General features: G+C 71.0%; 20 protein-coding genes, 1 tRNA gene and 1 rRNA gene. 8 read left to right on the top strand and 14 right to left on the bottom strand.

Annotation, left to right across the window (positions count from 1 at the left end; genetic code table 11):
• Positions 1–298: 298 nt before the first annotated feature.
• The 5 genes from MM440_RS10810 to MM440_RS10790 all read right to left on the bottom strand — a co-directional run bounded on the left by MM440_RS10810 (position 299) and on the right by MM440_RS10790 (position 5955).
• A 16S ribosomal RNA gene (locus MM440_RS10810) occupies positions 299–1820 on the bottom strand.
• 501 nt (positions 1821–2321) lie between these two features.
• Positions 2322–3284 (bottom strand): CHAD domain-containing protein, encoded by a 963-nt coding sequence (locus MM440_RS10805; protein ID WP_241444311.1) that lies wholly within the window; start codon positions 3282–3284, stop codon positions 2322–2324.
• 88 nt (positions 3285–3372) lie between these two features.
• A tRNA-Met gene (locus tag MM440_RS10800) sits at positions 3373–3449 on the bottom strand.
• A gap of 65 nt (positions 3450–3514) precedes the next feature.
• On the bottom strand, positions 3515–4687 hold the full coding sequence (gene nagA, locus MM440_RS10795; protein WP_241444310.1) for an N-acetylglucosamine-6-phosphate deacetylase: 1173 nt from the start codon (positions 4685–4687) through the stop codon (positions 3515–3517).
• A 23-nt stretch (positions 4688–4710) separates the two neighbouring features.
• Positions 4711–5955 carry a PTS transporter subunit EIIC gene (locus MM440_RS10790; protein ID WP_241444309.1) on the bottom strand — a complete coding sequence of 415 codons (1245 nt, stop codon included), beginning with the start codon at positions 5953–5955 and terminating at the stop codon, positions 4711–4713.
• Positions 5956–6238: 283 nt separating this feature from the next.
• Between MM440_RS10790 and MM440_RS10785 the strand changes: the two genes are divergently transcribed.
• Together MM440_RS10785 and MM440_RS10780 are read left to right on the top strand one after the other, a co-directional pair.
• The gene (locus MM440_RS10785) at positions 6239–6469 is read left to right on the top strand and encodes a PTS sugar transporter subunit IIB (protein ID WP_241444308.1); all 231 of its coding nucleotides are present in this window, start codon (positions 6239–6241) and stop codon (positions 6467–6469) included.
• Positions 6466–6924 (top strand): PTS sugar transporter subunit IIA, encoded by a 459-nt coding sequence (locus MM440_RS10780; RefSeq protein WP_241444307.1) that lies wholly within the window; start codon positions 6466–6468, stop codon positions 6922–6924. The genes MM440_RS10785 and MM440_RS10780 overlap by 4 nt, the downstream gene beginning before the upstream one ends.
• A 61-nt stretch (positions 6925–6985) precedes the next feature.
• Here MM440_RS10780 and MM440_RS10775 read toward each other — a convergent pair whose 3' ends face one another.
• Positions 6986–10051 (bottom strand): UPF0182 family membrane protein, encoded by a 3066-nt coding sequence (locus MM440_RS10775; RefSeq protein ID WP_241444306.1) that lies wholly within the window; start codon positions 10049–10051, stop codon positions 6986–6988.
• A gap of 135 nt (positions 10052–10186) precedes the next feature.
• On the opposite strand from MM440_RS10775, the gene MM440_RS10770 reads away from it, so the two are divergent.
• A complete protein-coding gene (locus MM440_RS10770; RefSeq protein ID WP_241444305.1) occupies positions 10187–10735 on the top strand; it encodes a PPA1309 family protein in 549 nt (182 codons plus the stop codon).
• A gap of 33 nt (positions 10736–10768) precedes the next feature.
• Here MM440_RS10770 and MM440_RS17370 read toward each other — a convergent pair whose 3' ends face one another.
• A complete protein-coding gene (locus MM440_RS17370; protein ID WP_241444304.1) occupies positions 10769–11896 on the bottom strand; it encodes a YlbL family protein in 1128 nt (375 codons plus the stop codon).
• Positions 11893–12402: a molybdenum cofactor biosynthesis protein MoaE gene (locus MM440_RS10760; protein WP_241444303.1), complete on the bottom strand. Its 510-nt coding sequence runs from the start codon at positions 12400–12402 to the stop codon at positions 11893–11895. Before MM440_RS10760 ends, MM440_RS17370 begins: the two co-directional genes overlap by 4 nt.
• A 177-nt stretch (positions 12403–12579) precedes the next feature.
• On the opposite strand from MM440_RS10760, the gene MM440_RS10755 reads away from it, so the two are divergent.
• Entirely contained in the window at positions 12580–14109 is a 1530-nt protein-coding gene (locus MM440_RS10755) for a zinc-dependent metalloprotease (RefSeq protein ID WP_241444302.1), read from the top strand.
• Positions 14106–14780 carry an NUDIX hydrolase gene (locus MM440_RS10750; RefSeq protein WP_241444301.1) on the top strand — a complete coding sequence of 225 codons (675 nt, stop codon included), beginning with the start codon at positions 14106–14108 and terminating at the stop codon, positions 14778–14780. Before MM440_RS10755 ends, MM440_RS10750 begins: the two co-directional genes overlap by 4 nt.
• 30 nt (positions 14781–14810) lie before the next feature.
• Here MM440_RS10750 and MM440_RS10745 read toward each other — a convergent pair whose 3' ends face one another.
• Positions 14811–15389, bottom strand: a complete 579-nt coding sequence (locus MM440_RS10745; RefSeq protein ID WP_241444300.1) for a M48 metallopeptidase family protein — start codon at positions 15387–15389, stop codon at positions 14811–14813.
• A 182-nt stretch (positions 15390–15571) separates the two neighbouring features.
• On the opposite strand from MM440_RS10745, the gene MM440_RS10740 reads away from it, so the two are divergent.
• Positions 15572–15727 carry a DUF5679 domain-containing protein gene (locus MM440_RS10740; protein ID WP_019287526.1) on the top strand — a complete coding sequence of 52 codons (156 nt, stop codon included), beginning with the start codon at positions 15572–15574 and terminating at the stop codon, positions 15725–15727.
• 183 nt (positions 15728–15910) lie between these two features.
• Positions 15911–16837 carry a hypothetical protein gene (locus tag MM440_RS10735; protein WP_241444299.1) on the top strand — a complete coding sequence of 309 codons (927 nt, stop codon included), beginning with the start codon at positions 15911–15913 and terminating at the stop codon, positions 16835–16837.
• 44 nt (positions 16838–16881) lie between these two features.
• On the opposite strand, the gene MM440_RS10730 is transcribed toward MM440_RS10735, so the two are convergent.
• From MM440_RS10730 to MM440_RS10715, 4 genes are all read right to left on the bottom strand, one after another.
• A complete protein-coding gene (locus MM440_RS10730) occupies positions 16882–17115 on the bottom strand; it encodes a hypothetical protein (protein WP_241444298.1) in 234 nt (77 codons plus the stop codon).
• Between the two features lie 30 nt (positions 17116–17145).
• Positions 17146–17433 (bottom strand): WhiB family transcriptional regulator, encoded by a 288-nt coding sequence (locus MM440_RS10725; RefSeq protein WP_241444297.1) that lies wholly within the window; start codon positions 17431–17433, stop codon positions 17146–17148.
• 144 nt (positions 17434–17577) lie between these two features.
• On the bottom strand, positions 17578–17829 hold the full coding sequence (locus tag MM440_RS10720) for a hypothetical protein (protein WP_241444296.1): 252 nt from the start codon (positions 17827–17829) through the stop codon (positions 17578–17580).
• A gap of 186 nt (positions 17830–18015) precedes the next feature.
• Positions 18016–20208 carry an ATP-dependent DNA helicase UvrD2 gene (locus MM440_RS10715; RefSeq protein ID WP_277626586.1) on the bottom strand — a complete coding sequence of 731 codons (2193 nt, stop codon included), beginning with the start codon at positions 20206–20208 and terminating at the stop codon, positions 18016–18018.
• On the opposite strand from MM440_RS10715, the gene MM440_RS10710 reads away from it, so the two are divergent.
• Positions 20207–20485, top strand: a complete 279-nt coding sequence (locus MM440_RS10710) for a glutaredoxin domain-containing protein (protein WP_241444294.1) — start codon at positions 20207–20209, stop codon at positions 20483–20485. The genes MM440_RS10715 and MM440_RS10710 overlap by 2 nt on opposite strands.
• Positions 20486–20506: 21 nt before the next feature.
• Here the strand turns inward: MM440_RS10710 and nudC are convergent, their stop codons facing one another.
• The gene (nudC, locus tag MM440_RS10705) at positions 20507–21466 is read right to left on the bottom strand and encodes an NAD(+) diphosphatase (RefSeq protein WP_241444293.1); all 960 of its coding nucleotides are present in this window, start codon (positions 21464–21466) and stop codon (positions 20507–20509) included.
• Positions 21467–21498 lie beyond the last annotated feature (32 nt).

The raw sequence follows: 21498 nt of genomic DNA, 5'->3' as shown, positions 1-21498 counted from the left end.
GGACACGAGACCAGTGAGGACCAACCACCACACCCCCCACAAACGGGGGGCGCCCGATGATCGAGAACCCAACAACGCGCCGACAGCAACCACACCCCCACATCTGCGGTCCTTCCACACCCCACACCCCCCACAGGGGACGCGTGGGGTCGTACTCGACCAACAGACGCGACGAACGCAGCCACCAACAACTCTTGACGTTCCACCCATGAGCACCGTCCAGACACACTCGGCCTGGCACGGGCCACCACCAACCACACCCACCACAGTGGACGCAGCCGGCCAGTGAGCTCCTTAGAAAGGAGGTGATCCAGCCGCACCTTCCGGTACGGCTACCTTGTTACGACTTAGTCCCAATCGCCAGTCCCACCTTCGACAGCTCCCTCCCACAAGGGGTTAGGCCACCGGCTTCGGGTGTTACCGACTTTCGTGACTTGACGGGCGGTGTGTACAAGGCCCGGGAACGTATTCACCGCAGCATTGCTGATCTGCGATTACTAGCGACTCCGACTTCATGGGGTCGAGTTGCAGACCCCAATCCGAACTGAGACCGGTTTTTTGGGATTCGCTCCACCTCACAGTATCGCAACCCTTTGTACCGGCCATTGTAGCATGCGTGAAGCCCAAGACATAAGGGGCATGATGATTTGACGTCATCCCCACCTTCCTCCGAGTTGACCCCGGCAGTCTCCTATGAGTCCCCACCATCACGTGCTGGCAACATAGAACGAGGGTTGCGCTCGTTGCGGGACTTAACCCAACATCTCACGACACGAGCTGACGACAACCATGCACCACCTGTACACCAGCCTTGCGGGGCACACATCTCTGCATGTTTCCGGTGTATGTCAAGCCTTGGTAAGGTTCTTCGCGTTGCATCGAATTAATCCGCATGCTCCGCCGCTTGTGCGGGCCCCCGTCAATTCCTTTGAGTTTTAGCCTTGCGGCCGTACTCCCCAGGCGGGGCGCTTAATGCGTTAGCTGCGGCACGGAACTCGTGGAATGAGCCCCACACCTAGCGCCCAACGTTTACGGCATGGACTACCAGGGTATCTAATCCTGTTCGCTCCCCATGCTTTCGCTTCTCAGTGTCAGTTATGGCCCAGAGACCTGCCTTCGCCATCGGTGTTCCTCCTGATATCTGCGCATTTCACCGCTACACCAGGAATTCCAGTCTCCCCTACCACACTCTAGCCAGCCCGTACCCACGGCAAGCCCAAGGTTAAGCCTTGGGTTTTCACCGCAGACGCGACAAGCCACCTACAAGCTCTTTACGCCCAATAATTCCGGACAACGCTCGCACCCTACGTATTACCGCGGCTGCTGGCACGTAGTTAGCCGGTGCTTCTTCTGCAGGTACCGTCACTTTCGCTTCTTCCCTGCTGAAAGAGGTTTACAACCCGAAGGCCGTCATCCCTCACGCGGCGTCGCTGCATCAGGCTTTCGCCCATTGTGCAATATTCCCCACTGCTGCCTCCCGTAGGAGTCTGGGCCGTGTCTCAGTCCCAGTGTGGCCGGTCGCCCTCTCAGGCCGGCTACCCGTCGTCGCCTTGGTAAGCCACTACCTCACCAACAAGCTGATAGGCCGCGAGTCCATCCTCCACCACAAAAGCTTTCCACCCACACCCATGCAGGCGCAGGTCATATCCAGTATTAGCCCCGGTTTCCCGGAGTTATCCCGAAGTGAAGGGCAGGTTACTCACGTGTTACTCACCCGTTCGCCACTAATCCACCCAGCAAGCTGGGCATCATCGTTCGACTTGCATGTGTTAAGCACGCCGCCAGCGTTCGTCCTGAGCCAGGATCAAACTCTCCATAAAAAACTTGATCACAAGCAAAAAGAACAAACACCAGCAAGATCCATCAAGATCAAGCAGATGTCCATCCAACTCAAAAAAACAACAAATCAGCCCCGACCAGCAACCCAGCCAGCCCACACAACGCAGACCAACCAAACCACCAACCAAGACCAGATAGGCATCAAGAATCTCGGCACGCTGTTGAGTTCACAAACATCGGACGCGCTTCTCGCTGCTCGGCACCCATCCGGGTGACCGTCTCGCGTGAAGGCAACTCATCTATCCTACTACGTGCTCCACCCCGTGTCAACTCGACCGACCAGCGATCCTCGCTAGGTCCTGCTCGGTGTCGTTGTCCCGGCGTCCGGGGCACGAGGAGAAACATTAGCCCGGGATCCGCCGCGATGCCAAATCGAGGGCGGTTCCCCCAGCGCCTCGAAGCCTCGCCGTCCACCGCCGTGAGCCGACCCGCGGCCCTGACCTGCGGGAATGCGACAGGTGTGGGCGCGGGGCCGGTCCTCGCTACTTCGTCGACACCCAGGCGGCGGCGGCGCGTGGGCGCGGAAGTCGCTGCGCCGCCCGCCGGAAGTCGCGCTCGGCATGGTCTGCCTGGAGCAGCTCCGCACCGTGGAGGAGCCCGAACGTGAAGGCGTCCTCGCCGTGCTGGGACGCCGCCGCCCCCAGCCGGCGCAGGTGCTGGCGGGCGACGACGCTGTCCTGGTGCCGGCCGAGCGCCTCCTGCACGGCCTTGGCCCGCTTCGCGAGCTTCTTGGCTTTGCGACCTCCGGTGGGCACCGCCAGCTCGGCCGCGTAGCGGAGCCGCTTGGCCTTCTTGCGGGCCTCGTGCATTGCCTCGTCGAGCCGGTCCCGGTCGAGCGCGGCGTCCGGGTCACGGGCGGCTCGGATCGCCCGGTGCACCTTCTGGGCGTCAGTTCGCACCAGGTCCCCCATGACCGCACGCGCGCGCTCCTGCGCCACCGGAGTCAGCGGGAGGTCTGCGGCGAACGCGTCCAAGGCGTCGAGGAGCCGCTGGTAGCGCGCGGACTCGAGCGCCTGCTGAGCCGCGGCGAGGCCTTCGCGTCGCTCGCGCATCAGCTCGGTGCGCAGGCGGCGGCGGACTGGACCGACGACGTGGCGCCGGGGCTCGGCGTCGACAGCGGCCGCAAGCCGCTCGTGGACCACCACAGCATCCCGGGCCGGGCTGAGTGCCTGCCCCAGCCAGCGCAGCTCCTGCCGCAGGTCGTCCGGCGGATCGGTGAAGAGCGGCTTCGTCGTTGTCAGGGCGGACCGGAGCCGACGCGCCGCGATGCGCATCCGGTGGATCCCCTCCGGATGCCCGTCACGAACCTCGGCCGCGTGCCGGCGCAGCGCGGCGATCTGCTGGCCCACCCGCCACGCGATCAGCTGGCCCATGTCGGCCTTCGCCCCCGGCTTGGGCGGGGGTGGTGGGAGGTGCTCGGCGTCCGCGCGGTCGTGGGTGTCCATCCCCCATTGTCTCGCCCGGCAGGCGCAGGGGAAGGTCGCGGGCACGGCGAAGACCCTGGGAGTCCCAGGGCCTTCGTGCCGATGCGATTGGTAGCGGGGGCAGGATTTGAACCTGCGACCTCCGGGTTATGAGCCCGGCGAGCTACCGAGCTGCTCCACCCCGCGTCGGTGACTCCAGGTTAGGCGAGGTGGGGCGGCGGGGCAAATCCGTGGTCGTCGCCCGCGGGCGCTCAGCAGGGCGGCACGACCCAGCGGCCGCCACGCATCACGGCCCTGACCTGCAGGTCTTCGCCGAGTGCAACGAGGTCCGCCCGAGCACCCGGCGCCAGGCGGCCGAGGTCGGCGCGCCCGATGGTCTCGGCGGGCACCAGGGTCGCGGCGCGCACGGCCTCGGGCACCGGGACGCCCACCTGCTCGACCAGGAAGCGCACGGCCCGGTCGAGGGTGAGGGTCGAGCCGGCGATCGCACCACCGGGATCGAGACGGGCTACGGAGTCCTGCACGCGCACCCGTAGCGGGCCGAGCCGGTAGTCGCCGTCGGGGGCTCCGGCAGCGGCCATCGCGTCGGTCACCAGGACGTAGCGGGTGGGTGCGCAGGTGATCGCGTGGCGCAGCATGACCGGGTGGACGTGAACGCCGTCGGCGATGAGCTCGATTGCCACAGAAGGGGATTCGAGAAGCGCGGGGATGAGCCCGGGGACGCGATGATGCATCGGCCGCTCCGCGTTGAACAGGTGCGTGGCCACCGAGGCGCCGGCCGCCACGGCCTCCTTGGCGATCTCGTAGCCCGCGTCGCTGTGCCCCGGGGCGGCGATCACCCCGCGGGCGGCGAGGTGGGCGACGGCCTCGAGGCCACCGGGGCGCTCTACGGCGAGCGTGACCATCGCGACGGTGCCCTCACCGGCGTCGAGGACCCGATCGATGTCGGCGATATCCGGGTCGCGCAGCAGCATCGGGTCGTGCGCACCGCAGTGCAGGTCGGAGAGCCACGGTCCCTCCAGGTGCACGCCCACCAGCTCGCCGGCCTCGACCAGCGGCGCCAGCGCGGCCACCTGCTCGGCGAGGCGGTCGATGGTGTCGGTGACCAGGCTGGCCATCAGCGAGGTGGTCCCGTGCGAGCGGTGCAGCGCGACGGCTCGGGCCGCGGCCACGGCGCCCTCGGTGAAGGCCGCTCCCCCGCCCCCGTGGTTGTGGATGTCGACGAACCCGGGCGCCAGGTGGGTGATGCCGAGCGCCTCGAGGTCGACCTGCTCGGGCGCGACGGTGGGGTCTACCGCGTCCTGGGACGCCACCGGGGTGGGCGCGTGTGCGCTCACCCCAGTGATCGTGCTGTCCGTGACCTCGACGAAGCCGCGCTCGGCGCTGCCGTCGGGGAGCAGGACGCTGGGAGCCGCGAGGATCATGGCGCCCAGCCTAGGCCGACCGGTCAGCTCAGGTCGGGGTCGACCATCGAGTCCTGACCCTCGTCCTCGCGCCCCGGCGTCTTGAGGTTCCACCGCCGGATCACGAACCGGAACAGCAGGTAGTAGACGATGGCGTAGCCGAGGCCGATGACCAGCAGCAGCAACGGCTGGGTGGCGATCCGGAAGTTGATCAGATAGTCGAACAGGCCCGCCGAGAAGGTGAACCCGTCCCGGATGCCGAGGGCGTTGCACAGCGCGATCGAGGTGCCGGTGAGCACCGCGTGCACGACGTACAGCGGCCAGGCGATGAACATGAACGAGAACTCGAGCGGCTCGGTGACACCGGTGAGGAAGGCCGTGAGCGCCGTCGAGAGCATCAGACCGCCGACGACCTTCTTGTGCTCGGCCCGCGCCTCCTGGTATATCGCGAGCGCGGCCGCCGGCAGGGCGAACATCATGATCGGGAAGAAGCCGGTCATGAAGATGCCGGCCGTCTTGTCCCCGGCGAAGAAGCGGGTGAGGTCGCCATGGACCACGCCGGTGGCCGTGTTGTAGTCACCGAGCACGAACCACACCACCGAGTTGAGGATGTGGTGCAGGCCGAGCGGGATGAGCAGGCGGTTGGCGGTGCCGTAGACGAACCCGCCGATCACGCTGTTGGACCCGACCCAGTTGCCGAGCCCGGTGAGGACGGAGTTGAACGCCGGGTAGGCGAAGGAGAGCAGCACGCTCAGCACCAGCATGGCGGCGGCGGCGAGCATCGGGACCAGGCGGCGGCCACCGAAGAAGGCGAGGTACGGCGGCAGCTTGGTGCGGTGGAAGCGCTCCCAGAGCTTGGCCGCGACGAATCCAGAGAGCAGACCGCCGAGGACGCCGTAGTTGATCAGCGTCTGCACGCCCTTCTCGTCCTTGGGCAGGCCGATGATCGGCGACATCGCGTCACCCACGGCCTTGAAGACGAGGTAGCCGACGGCGGCGGCGAGCACGGTCGACCCGTCGGACTTCTTGGCCAGGCCGATGGAGACACCGAGCGCGAACAGCAGCGGCAGGTTGTTGAACAGGGCGCCACCGGCGGCACCGATGACAGCAGCGACGTCGTTCCAGCCGAGGCCCTTGGGGCCGAGCATGTCGTCCTGGCCGAGGCGCAGGAGCAGACCGGCGACAGGGAGCGCGGCGATGGGGAGCATGAGGCTGCGCCCCAGCTGCTGGAGACCGGCGAGGCCGGACCTTCTCCCGGAGCCGGAGCCGGAGGCTGTGGTGCTTGCCATGGGAGATTCCTTTCGGGAGATCCCGCGCGTGAGCTGCGCGCGAGGCGAAGACAGGATCGGTAGACCGTGCCGCAGCGACCCTGTCGGTCGGCACCGCGCGCGTCAACGCCACGACCCGCGTCGCCACCACAAGGTGATCAACCGGTGACCTCGCGGTGACCTTGGCCGACTCTGGCCGACCTTGGCTGCGACCTTGGCCCGGCGCCGGCGCGACCGGGGGCCCTAGGCTGACCTGCATCGCGGCACCGACCGCCGCAGCGACTCCCCTTCGAAAGGACCCCTCATGGGCAAGGCAGAGCAGATCGTCGCCGGACTCGGCGGAGCCGACAACATCGAGGACATCGAGGCCTGCATCACCCGGCTGCGGACCGAGGTCTCGGACGGCAGCCGGGTCGACCAGGGCGCGCTCAAGGCCGCGGGCGCGCACGGCGTCATCGTCCAGGGCAACATCGTGCAGGTCGTCGTCGGGCCCGAGGCGGACACCCTGGCCGACGACATCAAGGACCTGATGTGACCGAGGTCGTCCTCGCTCCGACGAGCGGTGTCGCGCACCCGCTGGCCCAGGCACCGGACCCGGTGTTCGCAGCCGAGATGCTGGGCGCCGGCATCGCCGTCGAATCCTCCCCCGGCCGAGCCACCGTCGTCGCACCGATCGACGGCCAGCTGGTCAAGGTGCACCCGCACGCGTTCGTCGTGGCGGGTTCGGACGGCACGGCGGTGCTGGTCCACCTCGGCATCGACACCGTGAAGCTCGGTGGCGAGGGCTTCGAGGTGCTCCGGGCCGAGCAGGACCAGGTCAGCGCCGGTGACGGCGTGGTCGCGTGGGATGCCGCGGCCATCACCGCCCAGGGCCTGTCGGCCTGGGTGCTGGTCTGTGTGCTCGACACGCCGGCCGGCAGCATCCCCGGGCCGGCCGACGGATCGGCGGTCAGCGTGGGCGAGCCGCTGCTGCAGCTCCCGCAGGGCTGACCCGCTCCGCCCTGCTCAACCCGCTCAACCAGGCTCCACCCCGCGCGCCGACCGGCCCCCGTCAGGGGGTGCCGGTCGGCGTCGGCGTGCCTGTCGCTGCGGGGGTGGGCGTGGCCGTGGCCGCGGGCGTAGGGGTGGGCGTGGCCGTGGCCGCGGGCGTAGGGGTCGGTGAGCCCGTGGGGGCCGGGGCCTGTTGGGCCTTCACCGCCGCCTCCAGCGCTGCCTTCAACCGGGTCTGCGCCTGGCCGTAGGCCGCGAAGTCTCCCTTCGCGAGCGCCTTCTGCCCGTCGTTCATGGCCTGCTGGGCCAGACGCAGCTGTCGAGCCACTTCACCGGTCACTGGGCCGGACGGGGTGCCGGACGGCGGGCTGGCCTTGTCGTCGGACGAGGCGCCGGCGCTGCCGGCGAACAGCGCGTCGAGGGCTCCGTCCAGCGAGTCGGACCAGGCGATCTTGTCGCCGAACACCGTCACGATGGCCTTGACCTGCGGGAACGACGTGCCGCCCGCGGCGCCGCGCAGGTAGAGGGGTTGCACGTAGAGGAAGCCGCCGCCGACCGGGAGGGTGAGCAGGTTGCCCATGGTGAGGTTGCTGCCGCCGTTGTTCAACCACTGGCTCAGCGTCAGCGAGAAGGCCGCCGAGTTGTCGCTCGAGGACTTGATCTTGTTGGCGACCTGACCCGGCCCGTCCACGGCGTCGTTGTCCACCTGCAGCAGCCGCAGGATGCCGTAGCCCGCCCGCCGCTTCCCCGCGGTCGCACCGGCGTCGGAGTCTGCCGACAGGTAGCCGGACAGCCGGGTGCGGTTGTTGGGGATGAACGAGGTGGTGAGTGAGAACGTCGGGCTGCCGGTGCCCGGCATCGCGATGGACTGGTAGTAGGGCGGCTGCGCGTCGCCCGAGTCGGTGGCCGCCGGGCTGGCGGTCGTCGCCCCGCTCGCGGGCGTGGCCGTGGTGGAGCCGGTCGGGTCGCTCGGCACCTTCCACTTCTGCGACTCGTAGAGGAACGTGCTCGGGTCGGTGACGTGGTAGCTCGCGAGCAGCTGACGCTGCACCTTGAACAGGTCCTCGGGGTAGCGCAGGTGGGACATGAGCTCACCCGAGATGGCCGAGAGGGGTTCTACGGTGTTGCCGAAGGCGGACGACCACGCCTTGAGGACCGGGTCCGTGTCGTCCCACGCGTAGAGCGTGACGTGACCGTCGTAGGCGTCGACCGTCGCCTTCACCGAGTTGCGCATGTAGTTGACCTGCTCGGCCCCGAGGGCGGCGACGTTCGAGGACGGCCGCTCGGTGAGCGAGTCGGCCGTGGCGTCCCCGATCTGGGTCAGCTGCGAGTAGGGGTAGTGGTCGGAGGTGGTGTAGCCGTCGACCACCCACTGGATCCGGCCGTTGACGACCGTCGGGTAGGGGTTGCCGTCCAGGGTGAGCCAGGGGGCTACGGCCTGGACCCGCTCGCGCGGCTCGCGCACGTCGAGCAGACGCGACTGGTCGGTGATCGTGTCGGAGAGCACGATGTTGGGGTCGCGGTAGGTCACCGCGTAGGCGAGCCGGCGGGCGAACGAGCCGATGCTCACGCCGCCCGAGCCCTCGTAGGTGGAGGTCGTGTCGCCGTAGTCGAGCTCGCGCTGGGTGCCGCCGGGCGGTCCACCGACGATGGAGTACGGCGTCGAGAGCTCGCCGAAGTAGACCCGCGGCTGGGTGACCTTGAGCGGGCCCGGGGTGGTGCCGGTCTCGAAGTAGACCGGCTGGCCGTCGGGGCCCTTCCGGTTGCCGTAGGCCGCGACCACCCCATAGCCGTGCGTGTAGACCGTGTGGTCGCTGACCCAGTTGCGGGTGCCCTGCGCGCTGGCCGGCAGGGACAGCTCGCGGACGCCGACGATGGTGTCCTGGGTCTTGCCGTCGAGGGTGTAGCGGTCGACGTCGAGCGACGGCGCGAAGTCGTAGTAGCCCCGGATCGCCTGCTGCTGCTTGAACGTCGTGCTGACGACCGACGGGTCCATGATCCGGATGCCGGGGACCGTCTCGGCGTCCTGGCGCAGCTGGCCGGGCGTGGCCGTCGTCGTGGCGGTGTAGTCGGACTTGATCACCTTGTCGATGGCGAACGCCGCCCGGGTCGACTTGATGTTGCGGTCGACGTACTCGGTCTCGAGCGAGTACTGGTTGGGGCGCGCCTGGACGCTCTGCACGATCGCCGGGTAGAGCGTCCCGACGACGAGGGCGAGCACCGCGAGCAGCGAGACACCGACGATCGGCAGCCGCCAGGAGCCGGTGCGGATGGTCGCGAGGAAGAACAGCGCGCAGATCACCGCCGCGACCGCGAGGATGCTGCGGCTCGGCAGCACGGCGTGGGCGTCGGTGTAGGTCATGCCGGTGATCTTCGTGGAGCTCTGGACCGACAGGGAGTAGCGGGAGAGCCAGTAGCTGATCGCCTGGACCAGGGCCAGGCCCGCGCAGAGGACGGACAGGTGCACGATCGCCGCGCGGGTCGTGCGGGTGCCGCCCGCCGAGCCGCCGAGCCGCAGTCCGCCGTAGACGTAGTGCGTGAGGGCCGCCACGATGGTGGCGAGCGCCAACGACATCAGCACGTAGTCGACGAAGAACTCCCACCAGGGCAGCCGGAAGACGAAGAAGCCCACGTCCATGCCGAACGCCGGGTCCTTGGTGCCGAAGTCGCCGCCGTTGCGCCACAGCAGGAAGGTCTTCCACTGGCTGGCCATCGCCGTGCCGGCGAACGCGCCGAGGACGGCGGGCACGAGCCACACCCCGAGGCGGCGCAGCGGGTCGAACATCGCCCGGTAACGGTCGAGCGCGTCCTGCTCGGGCGTGCTCGGCGCGTAGATCGGCCGGGTGCGGAAGCCGATCGCGAGGCTGGAGGCGACGAGAAGCGCGGTGACCAGCCCGCCCACGACGAACAGCAGCGCCTGGGTGGTCAGCTGGGTAGTGAACACGCTGGTGTAGCCGAGGCTCTGGAACCACAGCACCCGGGTCCACACGGACGCACCCATCGTGAGCAGCACGGCGACCAGCGCGATGATGGCCAGGGTGGGCCCGACCGCTCCGCGCTGCGCACGGCGCCGCGGCCTCGGACGAGGGGCGGGGGACTGCGGCGGTGGGGGTTCTTCGGTGCTCACTCGCTGCCTTACGTCGTGCGGGCCGGGCGGGCCTGAACAGGGCTGACCACTAGGGCTGGCCACGAGGTGGCCAGGGGACAACCTACCTACCGATTCTGGGAGCGGGTCCATCGGGCTCGCGCCCTGGTCCCCCCGATGCGCGAGGATGGGACTGTGCCTGAACCGACCTTTCGCTATGTGCTGAGCCCCCTGATGACCTGTGCGGTGGAGACCGAGCGACACGTCGCCGGCTTCGGGTGGGACCAACCGCCCCGACTGTTCGCCCTCGTGCCGACCGCCCAGCTGATCGCCGCCGAGCCCGCTCTGGCCGAGCAGCTGGGGTCGGCCGACCCGGACGGCTTCACCGCCGTCGAGCAGGACGGGCTGCCCACCGCAGACTCGTTGGAGGAGCTCCTCGGCCAGATCGCCTGGCCCGACGAGGTCGCCGGCACGGCGATCGCCGTCGAGCGGGTGGTCGTGCCGCCCGAGGCCGAGCAGGACCTCCCCGCCGATCCGCAGGCCGCGCTCCAGGCGCTGGCGACCCACCCGGACCGCACCGAGGTGCGGCTGCTGGTGGCCGTCCTGCGTGACGGCGAGACGACCACCGCGCTGCGTCAGCGCGCGCACGACGACGACGCCGACGTGGCGCTCGGTCAGGACATCGCCCCGGGTCTGGTCGAGGCGCTGCGCGCCACGCTGCGCTGACCCCTGCGCCACCCGCGCGCGGCGTGGGGCGGTCTACCCGCAGGTGGGGAGGGTGTCGGCCGTGCCGGCCGCGATGGCCTGCACCGCGGTGAGCGCGTCGGAGAAGGTCGAGACCTTGACGACCCTCTTGATGTTGTCGGGGACGTGGCCGACGACCTCGGAGCAGTTGCCCGCCGGGGCGAGGAAGTAGTCGGCGCCACTGGCGGCCGCACCGACGAGCTTGTGGTCGATGCCGCCGATCGCGCCGACGGTGCCGCCGGGGCTGATCGAGCCGGTGCCGGCGATGGTCTTGCCGCCGGTGAGAGCGCCCGGCGTGAGCTTGTCGTAGACCGCGAGCGCGAACATCATGCCGGCGGAGGGCCCACCGACGTCGCCGGCGTTGATCGCCACCTGGAACGGGAAGGTGAACCGGACGCCCAGCAGGACGCCGATCGCGGTGCGTCCGTCGATGCTCGTCGGGGTCGTGGTCACCGTCTTGCGGACCCCCGACCGGTCGACGACCAGGGTGAACGGCTCGCCGGGCTTGGCCCGGGTGATGAGGGCGCGCAGCGCATCGGACCCGGCCACCTGCTGGCCCGCGGCCTCGACGACCTGGTCGCCGGCGACGAGCTTGCCCTCGGCGGGCGAGCCCTTCGGGACCTGGGCGATGTAGACCTTCTCGGGCACCGTGTAGCCGAGGCGACGCAGGGCCACGGCGATGGCGTTCTGCTCGGAACCGGCCATCTGGGCGGCGTTCTCGGCCTTGATGTCCTCGCTCGAGCTGTTCGGCGGGAACACCGTCGCCTCGTCGACGATCTGCTGGTCGCCGTCGATCTTCGCCCCGATCAGGTCGAACACGTTGACCGGGTAGCTCGGGCCACCCCGGACCGAGACGGTGGTGAAGTCCAGGGCTCCGGACGTGGGGAATTGCTCGCGGCCGGTGATGGTGACCAGCGGCTTGCCGTCCTGGGCGTTGCCGAGGGTGTTGATGACCGGGCCGGGGCCGAGGATGGCGTAGGGCAACGGGATGAACGATGCCGCGGCCAGGACGACGATCGTCACGAGGGAGGCGATCAGCCAGGTCCAGCTGCGCCGGCCGAGCCGGGTGGCGGGGGGTGTGGCCGCGCCCGGGGTCGGCTCGGGCGTGGGGGCCGCCGGCGGTCGGGTGGACGCGCCGCTCACGGCAGCCCCACCCACTCGTCGGTGCCGTCGGCGAAGCGCTGGTGCTTCCAGATCGGCACGCTCTGCTTGAGGTCGTCGATCAGCTGGCGGCAGGCGTCGAACGCCTCGCCCCGGTGCGCCGCACCGACGCAGCAGACGACCGCGAGGTCCCCCACCGCCAGCTCGCCGACCCGGTGCACGGCGGCCACGCTGCGCACCCCGGGGAGGGCTGCGACCCGGTCGACGACGGCGTCGAGCGCTGCCCGGGCGCTCGGGTGCGCCGAGTACCCGAGACCGATCACGACCTGGTCGGGCCGGTCTGAGCCGTGCTGGTCGGGCCGGCCGGGTCGGCTGGAGCCCTGCGGGGCGTCGTGCTGGAGTTGGTGCGGGGCGTCGTGGTCGCGCACCGCCCCGACGAAGGTCACCAGGCCTCCGGTGCCGGGGTCGCGGCAGAAGTCGGTCGCCTCCGCCACCGACAGCGCGGTGTCGCGAAGGTCGACCAGGCGGCGGGCCGAGGGGGCAGTCACGCCCGTGATCTTCTCACGCAGCGCTGAGCCTTCCTCACCCGGCGCGCTGCCCCTGCCCCGCCGGCGCGGCACCTCCACCGTGGCGAGGGGTCTACGGGACGGACTGCGGGGAACTGTGGAAGGCCGCCCGTGGTTGTCTGAGAGGCAACGACCTCGATGCGACGAAGGAGCACCCGCGTGTCCTCCCTGCCTCCCGACCCCGCCCTGCCCGACCCCGACGACGAGGGTTCGCGCCCCGGCCCGGACGAGCTCGCCAAGATGCTCGCCGACCTGGTGGGTGATCCGTCAATCGTGGACAACCCCCAGATCAAGGCCGCCCTCTCCGCGATGGGCGGGATGGACCTCGACCCGGCCCAGCTCGCCATCGTGCGCCAGCAGATGGAGGCGATGTTCAGCGGGCCGACCCCGGACGGTCCGCTCGACCCGGCCCAGGCGACCGACATGGCCCGCCGCGTGACGGCAGCCAGCGGTGACACTAGCGTCTCGCAGGCGGACCGCAAGGCTCTGGGCGAGGCCGTCCACGTGGCCCAGCTGTGGTTGGACCAGGCCACCGACTTCGAGGCGGCCGCCGCGGCCCCGCAGGTGTGGAGCCGGGCGGAGTGGGTAGAGGCCACCATGCCCGCCTGGATCCAGCTCGTCGGCCCGGTCGCCGACGGTGTCACCGGCGCGATGACGAGCGCGATGCGCGGACAGCTCGACGACCTCGCCGAGCACGGCGGGCTCGAGCAGCTCGGCTCGGTGCCCGGCATGCCGGCCATCCCGCCCGGCACCGACCCCTCCATGCTGATGTCGCAGATGGGTCCGATGGTGCAGCGGATGAGCGCCATGATGTTCGCGGCCCAGACCGGTCAGGCGGTCGGGACGCTCGCCGGCGAGGTGCTGTCCGGCACCGAGGTCGGCCTGCCGCTGCTGTCCGATCACGCCGTGGCGCTGCTCCCGCAGTCGATCGCCGAGTTCAGCGAAGGGCTCGAGGTAGACCCTGCTCAGGTTCGGCTCTACCTCGCCGCGCGCGAGTCGGCCCGCTCGCGCCTGTTCACCGCGGCGCCGTGGCTCGCCGCCGCGCTGACCTCGGCGGTGCAGGCCTACGCGCGAGACATCTCGTTCGACGTCGACGCGATCGCCGCCAAGGTGCAGGGCCTGGATCCGAGCGACCCGGCGGCGCTGCAGCAGGCGCTCGGCACGGACCTGTTCGCCACCGAGCCGAGCGACGCCCAGCGCCGCGCCCTGGACCGGCTCGAGACGGCGCTCGCCCTCGTCGAGGGCTGGGTCGACGTGGTCGCCGATCGGGCGACCCGACCGCACCTGCCCCAGGCCGAGGCGCTCGGGGAGGCGGTGCGCCGCCGGCGCGCGACGGGCGGGCCGGCCGAGAAGATCTTCGCCCAGCTCGTCGGGCTGCAGCTGCGGCCCCGACGGCTGCGTGATGCCGCGAACCTGTTCGCCGCGCTCGAGTCCGAGGGCGGCGCCGAGCTGCGGGACAGTGCGTGGGCGCACCCCGACGTCGCTCCCACGAGCGCCGACCTGGACGACCCGCTCGGCTTCGTCGAGCGCGTCAAGCAGGGCGCGAGCGACGACTTCGACGCCGCGCTCGCGGCGTGGCTCGAGGGCACCGAGACCGGCGCCTCGGACGAGACGCCCGACGACGACCCGTCGAACGGTCCGGCGGACGGCCCGGCGGATGGTTCGTCAGACGGCCCGAGGAACCCGTGACGCTCCCTCCTCCCCCAGGGCTCGGCACCGCGCCCACGCTGGGCGGTCTGGGCAGTCCGGGCAGCCCGGGCGGCCTGGATGGCTCGGACGACTCGGGCGCACCGGATGCCCTCGCTGCTCTGCACGCCCAGGCCCTGGCGCTGCTGACCGGCTGGGCCCCGCCCGACGCCGACCAGGAGCGGCTGCGCGACGAGCTGGTCGCCCAGCTGCGGGCTCACCCCGATGCGATGAGTCGAGGCGGGCCGCCGGAGCACTTCACCGTGAGCGTCCTGGTCGTCGACGCGGTGGGTCCGGCGCTGCGCGAGGTGCTGCTGACGCACCACGCGAAGGCCCGGATGTGGCTACAGCTCGGCGGTCACCTGGAGCCGGGCGACGCGGACCTGCTGAGCGCTGCCACCCGCGAGGCGCGCGAGGAGTCGGGGTTGGCCGACCTGGTCGTGCGACCGGAGCTGGTGGAGCTGGACCGGCATGCGCTGGGCGACGGCTTCACCCGGTGCCGCGAGCACCTCGACCTGCGATTCGTCGCCGTGGCGCACGGTGGCTCGGCGCAACCGCCGGTCGTGTCGCCGGAGTCGCTCGACGTCGCGTGGTGGCCGGCCGACGCGCTGCCGCAGCCGTGCGGGGCTGACCTGCCCCGGCTGGTCGAGCGGGTGCGCTCGCTGCGGGGCTGATCGGCTCAGCTGGCCGGCGCAGGTGCTGGCTCAGCTGTCCTCGACGTCGTCCTCGAGCCCCTCGCCCGACGGCTCGTCGTCGGGCGAGACGACCCCCCGCTCGGCGTGCACGAAGCCCTCGAGGTAGCCCCGGGCTCGTTCGGTGCGTGGATAGCTGCGCACGAGCGCCCAGAAGTCCTTGCCGTGGCCGGGTGCGAGCAGGTGCGCCAGCTCGTGCACCAGCACGTAGTCGAGCACCCACGACGGCATCTGCTGCAGCCGTGTGGAGATGCGGATGGTCCCGCTCGCCGGGGTGCACGAGCCCCACCGCGTGGTCTGATTGCCCACCCAGGTCACCGAGGTCGGCTTGGCGAGGCCGCCGAGGTGCAGCCGGGACAGCTCGCGGGCCCGCTCCTGGAGCTCCTGATCACCACGCGGCGTCCGGTGCCGGCGGGCCGCCAGCCGACCGAGCATCTGGGAGACCCACTGAGCCTCCTCTGCGGCGGTGAACCGGTCGGGGATCAGCACGATCGTGCGACCGCCCTCCTCGTAGGCGCTCACCGTCCGCTTGCGGCGAGCGCTGCGACGCACCTCGACCTGCGGCTGCTCCTCCTGCTCCCCTCCGTCCATGGCGGAAATCTACGCCGTAGCCGGCGGACCCTCGGCAAGATATCACTTTCTGTCACAGGAAATCACGCACGGCACGTGACGATCGGCGGGCGGGAGATCCAAGAATCCGTGCGTGTGTGCTCTATGGTGAGCGAAGTCCCCTGATCGACTCAGACGATCCGAACGACAAGGAGAAGACCGAGATGGCCGACACCTACAAGGGCGAGTTCTACTGCGTGAAGTGCAAGGCCAAGCGTGAGGCCGAGGGCAACATCGTGGAGACGAACGGACGCCGGATGGCCAAGGGCAAGTGCCCCGAGTGCGGCACGAACCTGAACCGCATCCTCGGCAAGGCCTGACCCAGCCGAACCTGATCCGATGGGGCGCGACCACCTGGTCGCGCCCCATCGTCATGCCACGGCCCGGGTGACAGCTCCCCGCGTCCGACCGCTGCGCTGTCCACAGATGAACTTTGATGCTGTTTGCCTGCGTTTGCGCGTGACAGGATGCGACTTCCAGCTCACACTCCCGCAGGAGGCCCGGTGTCCACCCCGCACGTCCCGCCATCTCCTCAGCCTCGCCTCGCCGGGCGCCTGGTCCGGCGCTCGGCCACGAGCATCCAGATCGGGCTCGGTCCACGCGCTGTCGTCGTGGACGAGATCGACGACCTGGACCTCGCGCTGCTCACCGCCCTGGCCGCCGAGAGCACCGTCGCAGAGCTGGACGAGATCTGCCACGCCCGGCAGCAGCCGAGCACGCGCGTTGCAGCGCTGCTCACGTTGCTGGGCCGCGCCGACGTCCTGCACTGGGTAGACCGGCCCGCGCACCGCCCGCAGGAGGCCCACGACGGGCATTGCAGGCCCTGGTTGACCTCCGAGCAGGCCCGGCGCCGGGCCGAGCAGCTCGATCTGCTGGTCATCGGGCGCGGTCCGTTGCCGAGCGCGATCGCCCAGCAGCTCGCCACCGCGCTGCCCCGGGCCGACGTGCGTCACCACCTCGAGCTCGAGGCCGTCGAGCCCCTCGCCTCGCGCGCTCGGCGCGTCGTCGTCCTCACCGCCGACGGCGCGATCGACCCCCATCAGGCGTCCCGGGTCGACTGGCGGGTCGATCCGCTGCTGCCGGTCGTCGCGCGCGACGGCGGGGTCGTCGTCGGGCCGCTCCACCACGGCGTGGCCGGCCCCTGCCCCCGCTGCCTCGACCTCGCCCGCCGTGATCGCGACCCGGCCTGGCCGCGCCTGCTGGCCCAGCTCGCCCAGGTGCTGCCGGACGGCGGTCACCGCCCGGTGGGGGCCGACGCGGTCGCAACCAGCCTGGCGGGCGTGGTGTGCGCGGCCGTGCTCGACGGTCCGCTCGTGGCCGACGGGCTGTCGCTGGAGCTGGGTGGCCCGGTGCCGCATATCCTCCATCGGCACTGGTCGCGACACCCGGCGTGCCCGGCGCACGAGACGTCGGTGGCGGTGGCCGGCTGAGCAGCGGCTACGACGACCTGGCCGCTACCACCACGGGTCAGCGGCTACCACCACGCGGAGTCGAGGCGCCCCTCCATGCTGCGGGCGTGCCGGCGGCTGCACGCCGGGCAGGTCCACACGGTCCGGCCGCGCTCGGTGCCGAAGGTCCAGGTCACGCGGGCGGCGGCCAGGCCGCCAGGTTCGCTGGACGCGTCGACGCCGCAGCTGCTGCACTGCATCAGCTGCGGCGTCGGTCGCGGTGCCGGGTGGTCGCCACGCTGGTCCGGTTCGTTCGTCATCGCACCCAGCGTAGGGGGCCGGCCGTCCGGTCAGGCCGCGACGGAGTCCTTGCGCGGCCGACCACGCGGCCGCTTGCGGGCCACGACCTGCCCCTGGACGAACAGCTCGCCACCCCAGACGCCCCACGGCTCGGCGCGCTGCAGGGCGCCATCGAGGCAGGCCTCGCGCAGCGGACAGTCGCCGCACAGCATCTTCGCGAACTCGACACCCTCGGGGGTGTCGGCGAACCAGATCTCGGCGTCGTTCTCCTGGCAGGGGATCGACGCCCCGGCTATCAGCGCCTGCTGGCGCTGGTCGATCAGCATGCTCAGTGACATCGTCGGTTCCTCTCGGACGTGCTCGGGGTTCGGGTGGGTGGTGAGCGGTTGGGTGGGGTGGACCCGGGAGAGGCCGAAAAAGCCTGAAGGCCGCGGATCCGGTGTCGGATCCGCGGCCCTCAGGCTGACCAGGTCTGGTGGTGGCTAGACCGGTGGTCGGGTGAGGTCGGTGGAAACGACGAGACGGGTGGACATGGGGGTGCCGTAGAACGGGGCGGAGCCCACGTGCTTGACGGCGGCGACGCCACGGCGACGAGCCGAGAGATCGGCTCCGTCGCGACGAGCGGTGACGGCCAGCGCGGCGCACGGCCAGGTGGCAGCGATCTCGGCGCGACGCGCAACGGCGCCGGACGTCGCGGAGGCGATGCCGGTGGCGCAGATCAAGGTGCTGATCATCGAGAGATCCCTCCTCACGGGGCTCGGGTGCTGCTGTGGTGGTGCTCCGGTGCTGCGGGAAGCAGCTGCTGGCGGTCACGGCCGGGGTCGACCGCTGACGTGATTGCGAGCGTAGCCCCGGCGCGCTCGCGGGGGCAACGGAATTAACCGATATTCGTCGAGACGGGTGTCGCTGGGCCAGGCCGGCTAGACGGATTCCGTTGCGGCCGTATCGATCTCGTCCGGATCGGCGCCCTCGAGAATCTTCAGGACCGGCGTGCCGTAGAGCTCGAGCTTGCGTGCGCCGACACCGCTCACCCCCGCCAGCGCGCCGAGGTCACGCGGGCGGCGCTCGGCGATCGCGGTGAGCGTGGCGTCGGTGAAGACGACGTAGGCGGGGACGCTCGCCTCGGCAGCGACCAGCCGGCGCCAGGTGCGCAGCGACTCGAAGGTCGCCTCGTCGTAGCTCGGCGGGCAACCCGTGCAACGGCCGACCTTGCGCTCAGCCGCGCTCTCGAGCTCGGTGCCGCAGGTGCGGCAGCGCACCGGCCCGGTGACCTTGGCGGCCTTGGCGCGCCCTCCGGAGCCGCGTCCACCGCGAGGTGCCGAGCGCGCTCCCTCGCCCAGGATGGCTACGGCGTCGTCGAGGAAGCGCGACGGGCGCCGTGACGCCCGACCGCCGACGTTGCGGGAGGCGGCCCAGCTGAGCGCGAGCTCTCGGCGGGCCCGGGTCACCCCGACGTAGAACAGCCGCCGCTCCTCCTCGATGGCCTCCGGTCCCTCGGCCATCGAGATGGGCAGCAGCCCGTCGGAGCAGCCGACCAGGTGGACGACGTCCCACTCGAGGCCCTTGGCCGAGTGCAGGCTGGCCAGCGTGACGCCCTGCACCGTCGGGGCGTGCTGCGCCGACGCACGCTCTGCGAGGTCGGCGACCAGCTCGGGCAGCCGGGCCTGCGGGTTCGTCGCAGCGAGGTCGTCGGCCAGCGACACGAGCGCCTGCAGCGACTCCCACCGCTCGCGGGTCGCGCCACCCGCTCGAGGTGGCTCCGGGGACCACCCGGCCCCGCTCAGCACGTCGCGTGCGAGCCGGCCGAGCGGGACCGAGCCGTCGTCGGCCCGCGCCTGACCGCGCAGCAGCACCACCGCGTCGCGGACCTCGCGCCGGGAGAAGAAGCGCTCGCCGCCGCGCACGAGGTAGGGCACGTCGGCCTCCGCGAGCGCCGACTCCAGCGCCGCGGACTGGCCGTTGGTGCGAAAGAGCACGGCGATCTCGCTCGCCGGGACGCCGCGTGCGATGCGGGCCTTGATCGCCGAGGCGACCTCGCGCGCCTCGGCCTGGTCGTCGTCGTGCCGCTCGAGGACGGGCCTCGGACCGGCGTCCCGCTGAGCCTGCAGCTGGACGAGCGAGCGCGGCGACGCGCCTGCGCGCCCCTGCGCCTTGAGCACGGTGTTGGCGAGGGAGACGATCTGCGGGGTGGAGCGGTAGTTGCGCACGAGCGTGACGGTGCGGGCGCCCGGCCAGCGGCTCGTGAACCCGAGCAGGTGCTCGGGCGTGGCTCCGGTGAAGGAGTAGATCGTCTGGGCCGGGTCACCCACGACGCACACGTCGTCGCGGTCCCCCACCCACAGGGCGAGCAGCCGCTGCTGGACCGCGTTGACGTCTTGGTACTCGTCCACGACGAACGTGCGGTACTGCCCGCGGACCTCGGCGGCCACGTCGGGGTGCTCGGCGAGGATCCCGGCGGTGATGAGCAGGACGTCCTCGAAGTCGATCACGCCGCGGTCGACCTTCAGGTCCTCGTAGACCTGGAGCAGCCGCGCCACGGTCGTCACGTCGATGCCGGCCGGCTCGCGACCGGCGCGCCGCGCTGCCGTGGCGTAGCTGTCAGGGGTGAGCAGGCTGACCTTGGCCCACTCGACCTCGGAGGCGAGGTCGCGCAGGGCGGGCCGGTCGAGCTGGAGGCGCAGCCGCGCGGCGGCCTCGGCGACGACCGACGCCTTGTGCGGCAGGATCTCGGGGGCGGCGCCTCCGATGGTGCGCGGCCAGAAGTAGTGCAGCTGACGCAGGGCGGCGGCGTGGAACGTGCGCGCCTGGACCCCGGGAGCGCCCAGCCCGCGCAGCCGGGTGCGCATCTCGCCCGCAGCCCGCGCCGTGAAGGTGACGGCCAGCACCTGCTGCGGCTGGTAGACCCCGCTCGCGACACCGAAGGCGATGCGGTGCGTGATGGCCCGCGTCTTGCCGGTCCCTGCACCGGCGAGGACACACATCGGCCCGCGCGGGTTGGCCGCGACGTCGCGCTGCTCGGGATCGAGGGCGGCCAGCAGCTCATCGGGGGACGGTGTCACGCCGCTGATGGTAGTTGAGCCCACTGACAGACCCAGGGGGCACAATGGCCCCATGGCCGACCACCCGTACCTGGACCCGAAGCGCTACCCGCCGGCCGGCGAGGTCGTCGTCTACCGGACCGGCTGGTGCTCGTTCTGCCGGCGGCTGGAGCAGCAGCTGGTCGCGGAGGGCATCGGGGCCACGCTGGTCGACATCGAGCGCGACCCCGACGCGGAGGCGTTCGTCAAGCAGGTCAACCATGGGGACGCCGTGGTGCCCACCGTGCTCTACCCCGACGGCAGCGTCGAGACCAACCCGTCGATCAAGCAGGTGCAGGCGCGTCTGGGCTGACGCCCACGGTCACCAAGCCGGTCACCAGGTGCGGGACTCTACAGGCCCGCCGAACCACCCCTCGATGAGGTGCCGCGCGACCGAGACACCGCTCGGTGCCGCGAGCTCACCCTGGTCGATCGCCGCAGCGAAGTCCGCGCGGCTGAACCAGCGCGCCTCGGCGATCTCGCCCGGGTCCAGGACGAGCCGGGGGTCGTCCGCCCGCGCGGCAAAGGCCAACATCAGCGACGCCGGGAAGGGCCAGGGCTGGTTGGCGACGTAGCGCACGTCCCGCACGCGCACGCCGACCTCTTCGCGCACCTCGCGCGCGACGGCGGACTCGAGGGACTCCCCCGGCTCGACGAAGCCGGCCAGCACGCTCATCCGGCCGGCCGCCCACTGGGCGCCGCGGGCAAGCAGCAGCCGGTCGTCCGGGTCGGTCACGGCCATGATGACGGCCGGATGGGTCAGGGGATACGACTCGGCGCCGTCCACGGGACAGCGGCGCACCCAGCCGGCCTGGACCACCTCGGTCCGCGCGCCGCAGCGTGGGCAGTGCCGGTGCGTGCGGTGCCAGTGCGCCATGGCGATGGCCGTCGTCGCGAGGCCCGCCCCGGCGTCGTCGAGGATCCCGCCGGCGGCGCGCAGGTCCAGCAGGACCCCCTGCGCGGGGAGGTCGACGAGCTGCTCGGCCCGCTCGCCCGACTCGTCGTGGAGCACCGCGACATAGTGCCGGCCGTCGTCGTCCTCACCGAGGTAGACCGTGACCAGGTCCCGGTCGCTCGGGCGCGGGGCGCGCAGCACGAGGGTGGCGTCACCGTAGCTCTCGGCACCGTCGCGGGCCCGCATCGGCACGCGATCGCCGAGGACGTCGAGCACGGCAGTCCTGGGGTCGTCGAGCAGGCCTTCCTGTAGGGAAGCCTCGCTGCGTCGCCACGACGCTCGGTCGACTGCGGTCCGGTTCAGGGCGAGCAAGGGGTCCTGGCGCGGCGCTCCGGTCACGCTCACACTGTAGACGCCGTGCGGCACGTACC

The organism is Arsenicicoccus piscis, from assembly GCF_022568835.1.
Taxonomy (GTDB): domain Bacteria; phylum Actinomycetota; class Actinomycetes; order Actinomycetales; family Dermatophilaceae; genus Arsenicicoccus; species Arsenicicoccus piscis.
Note: the sequence above shows the minus strand (reverse complement) of the source record. Positions and strands in the feature narration are given on the sequence as shown.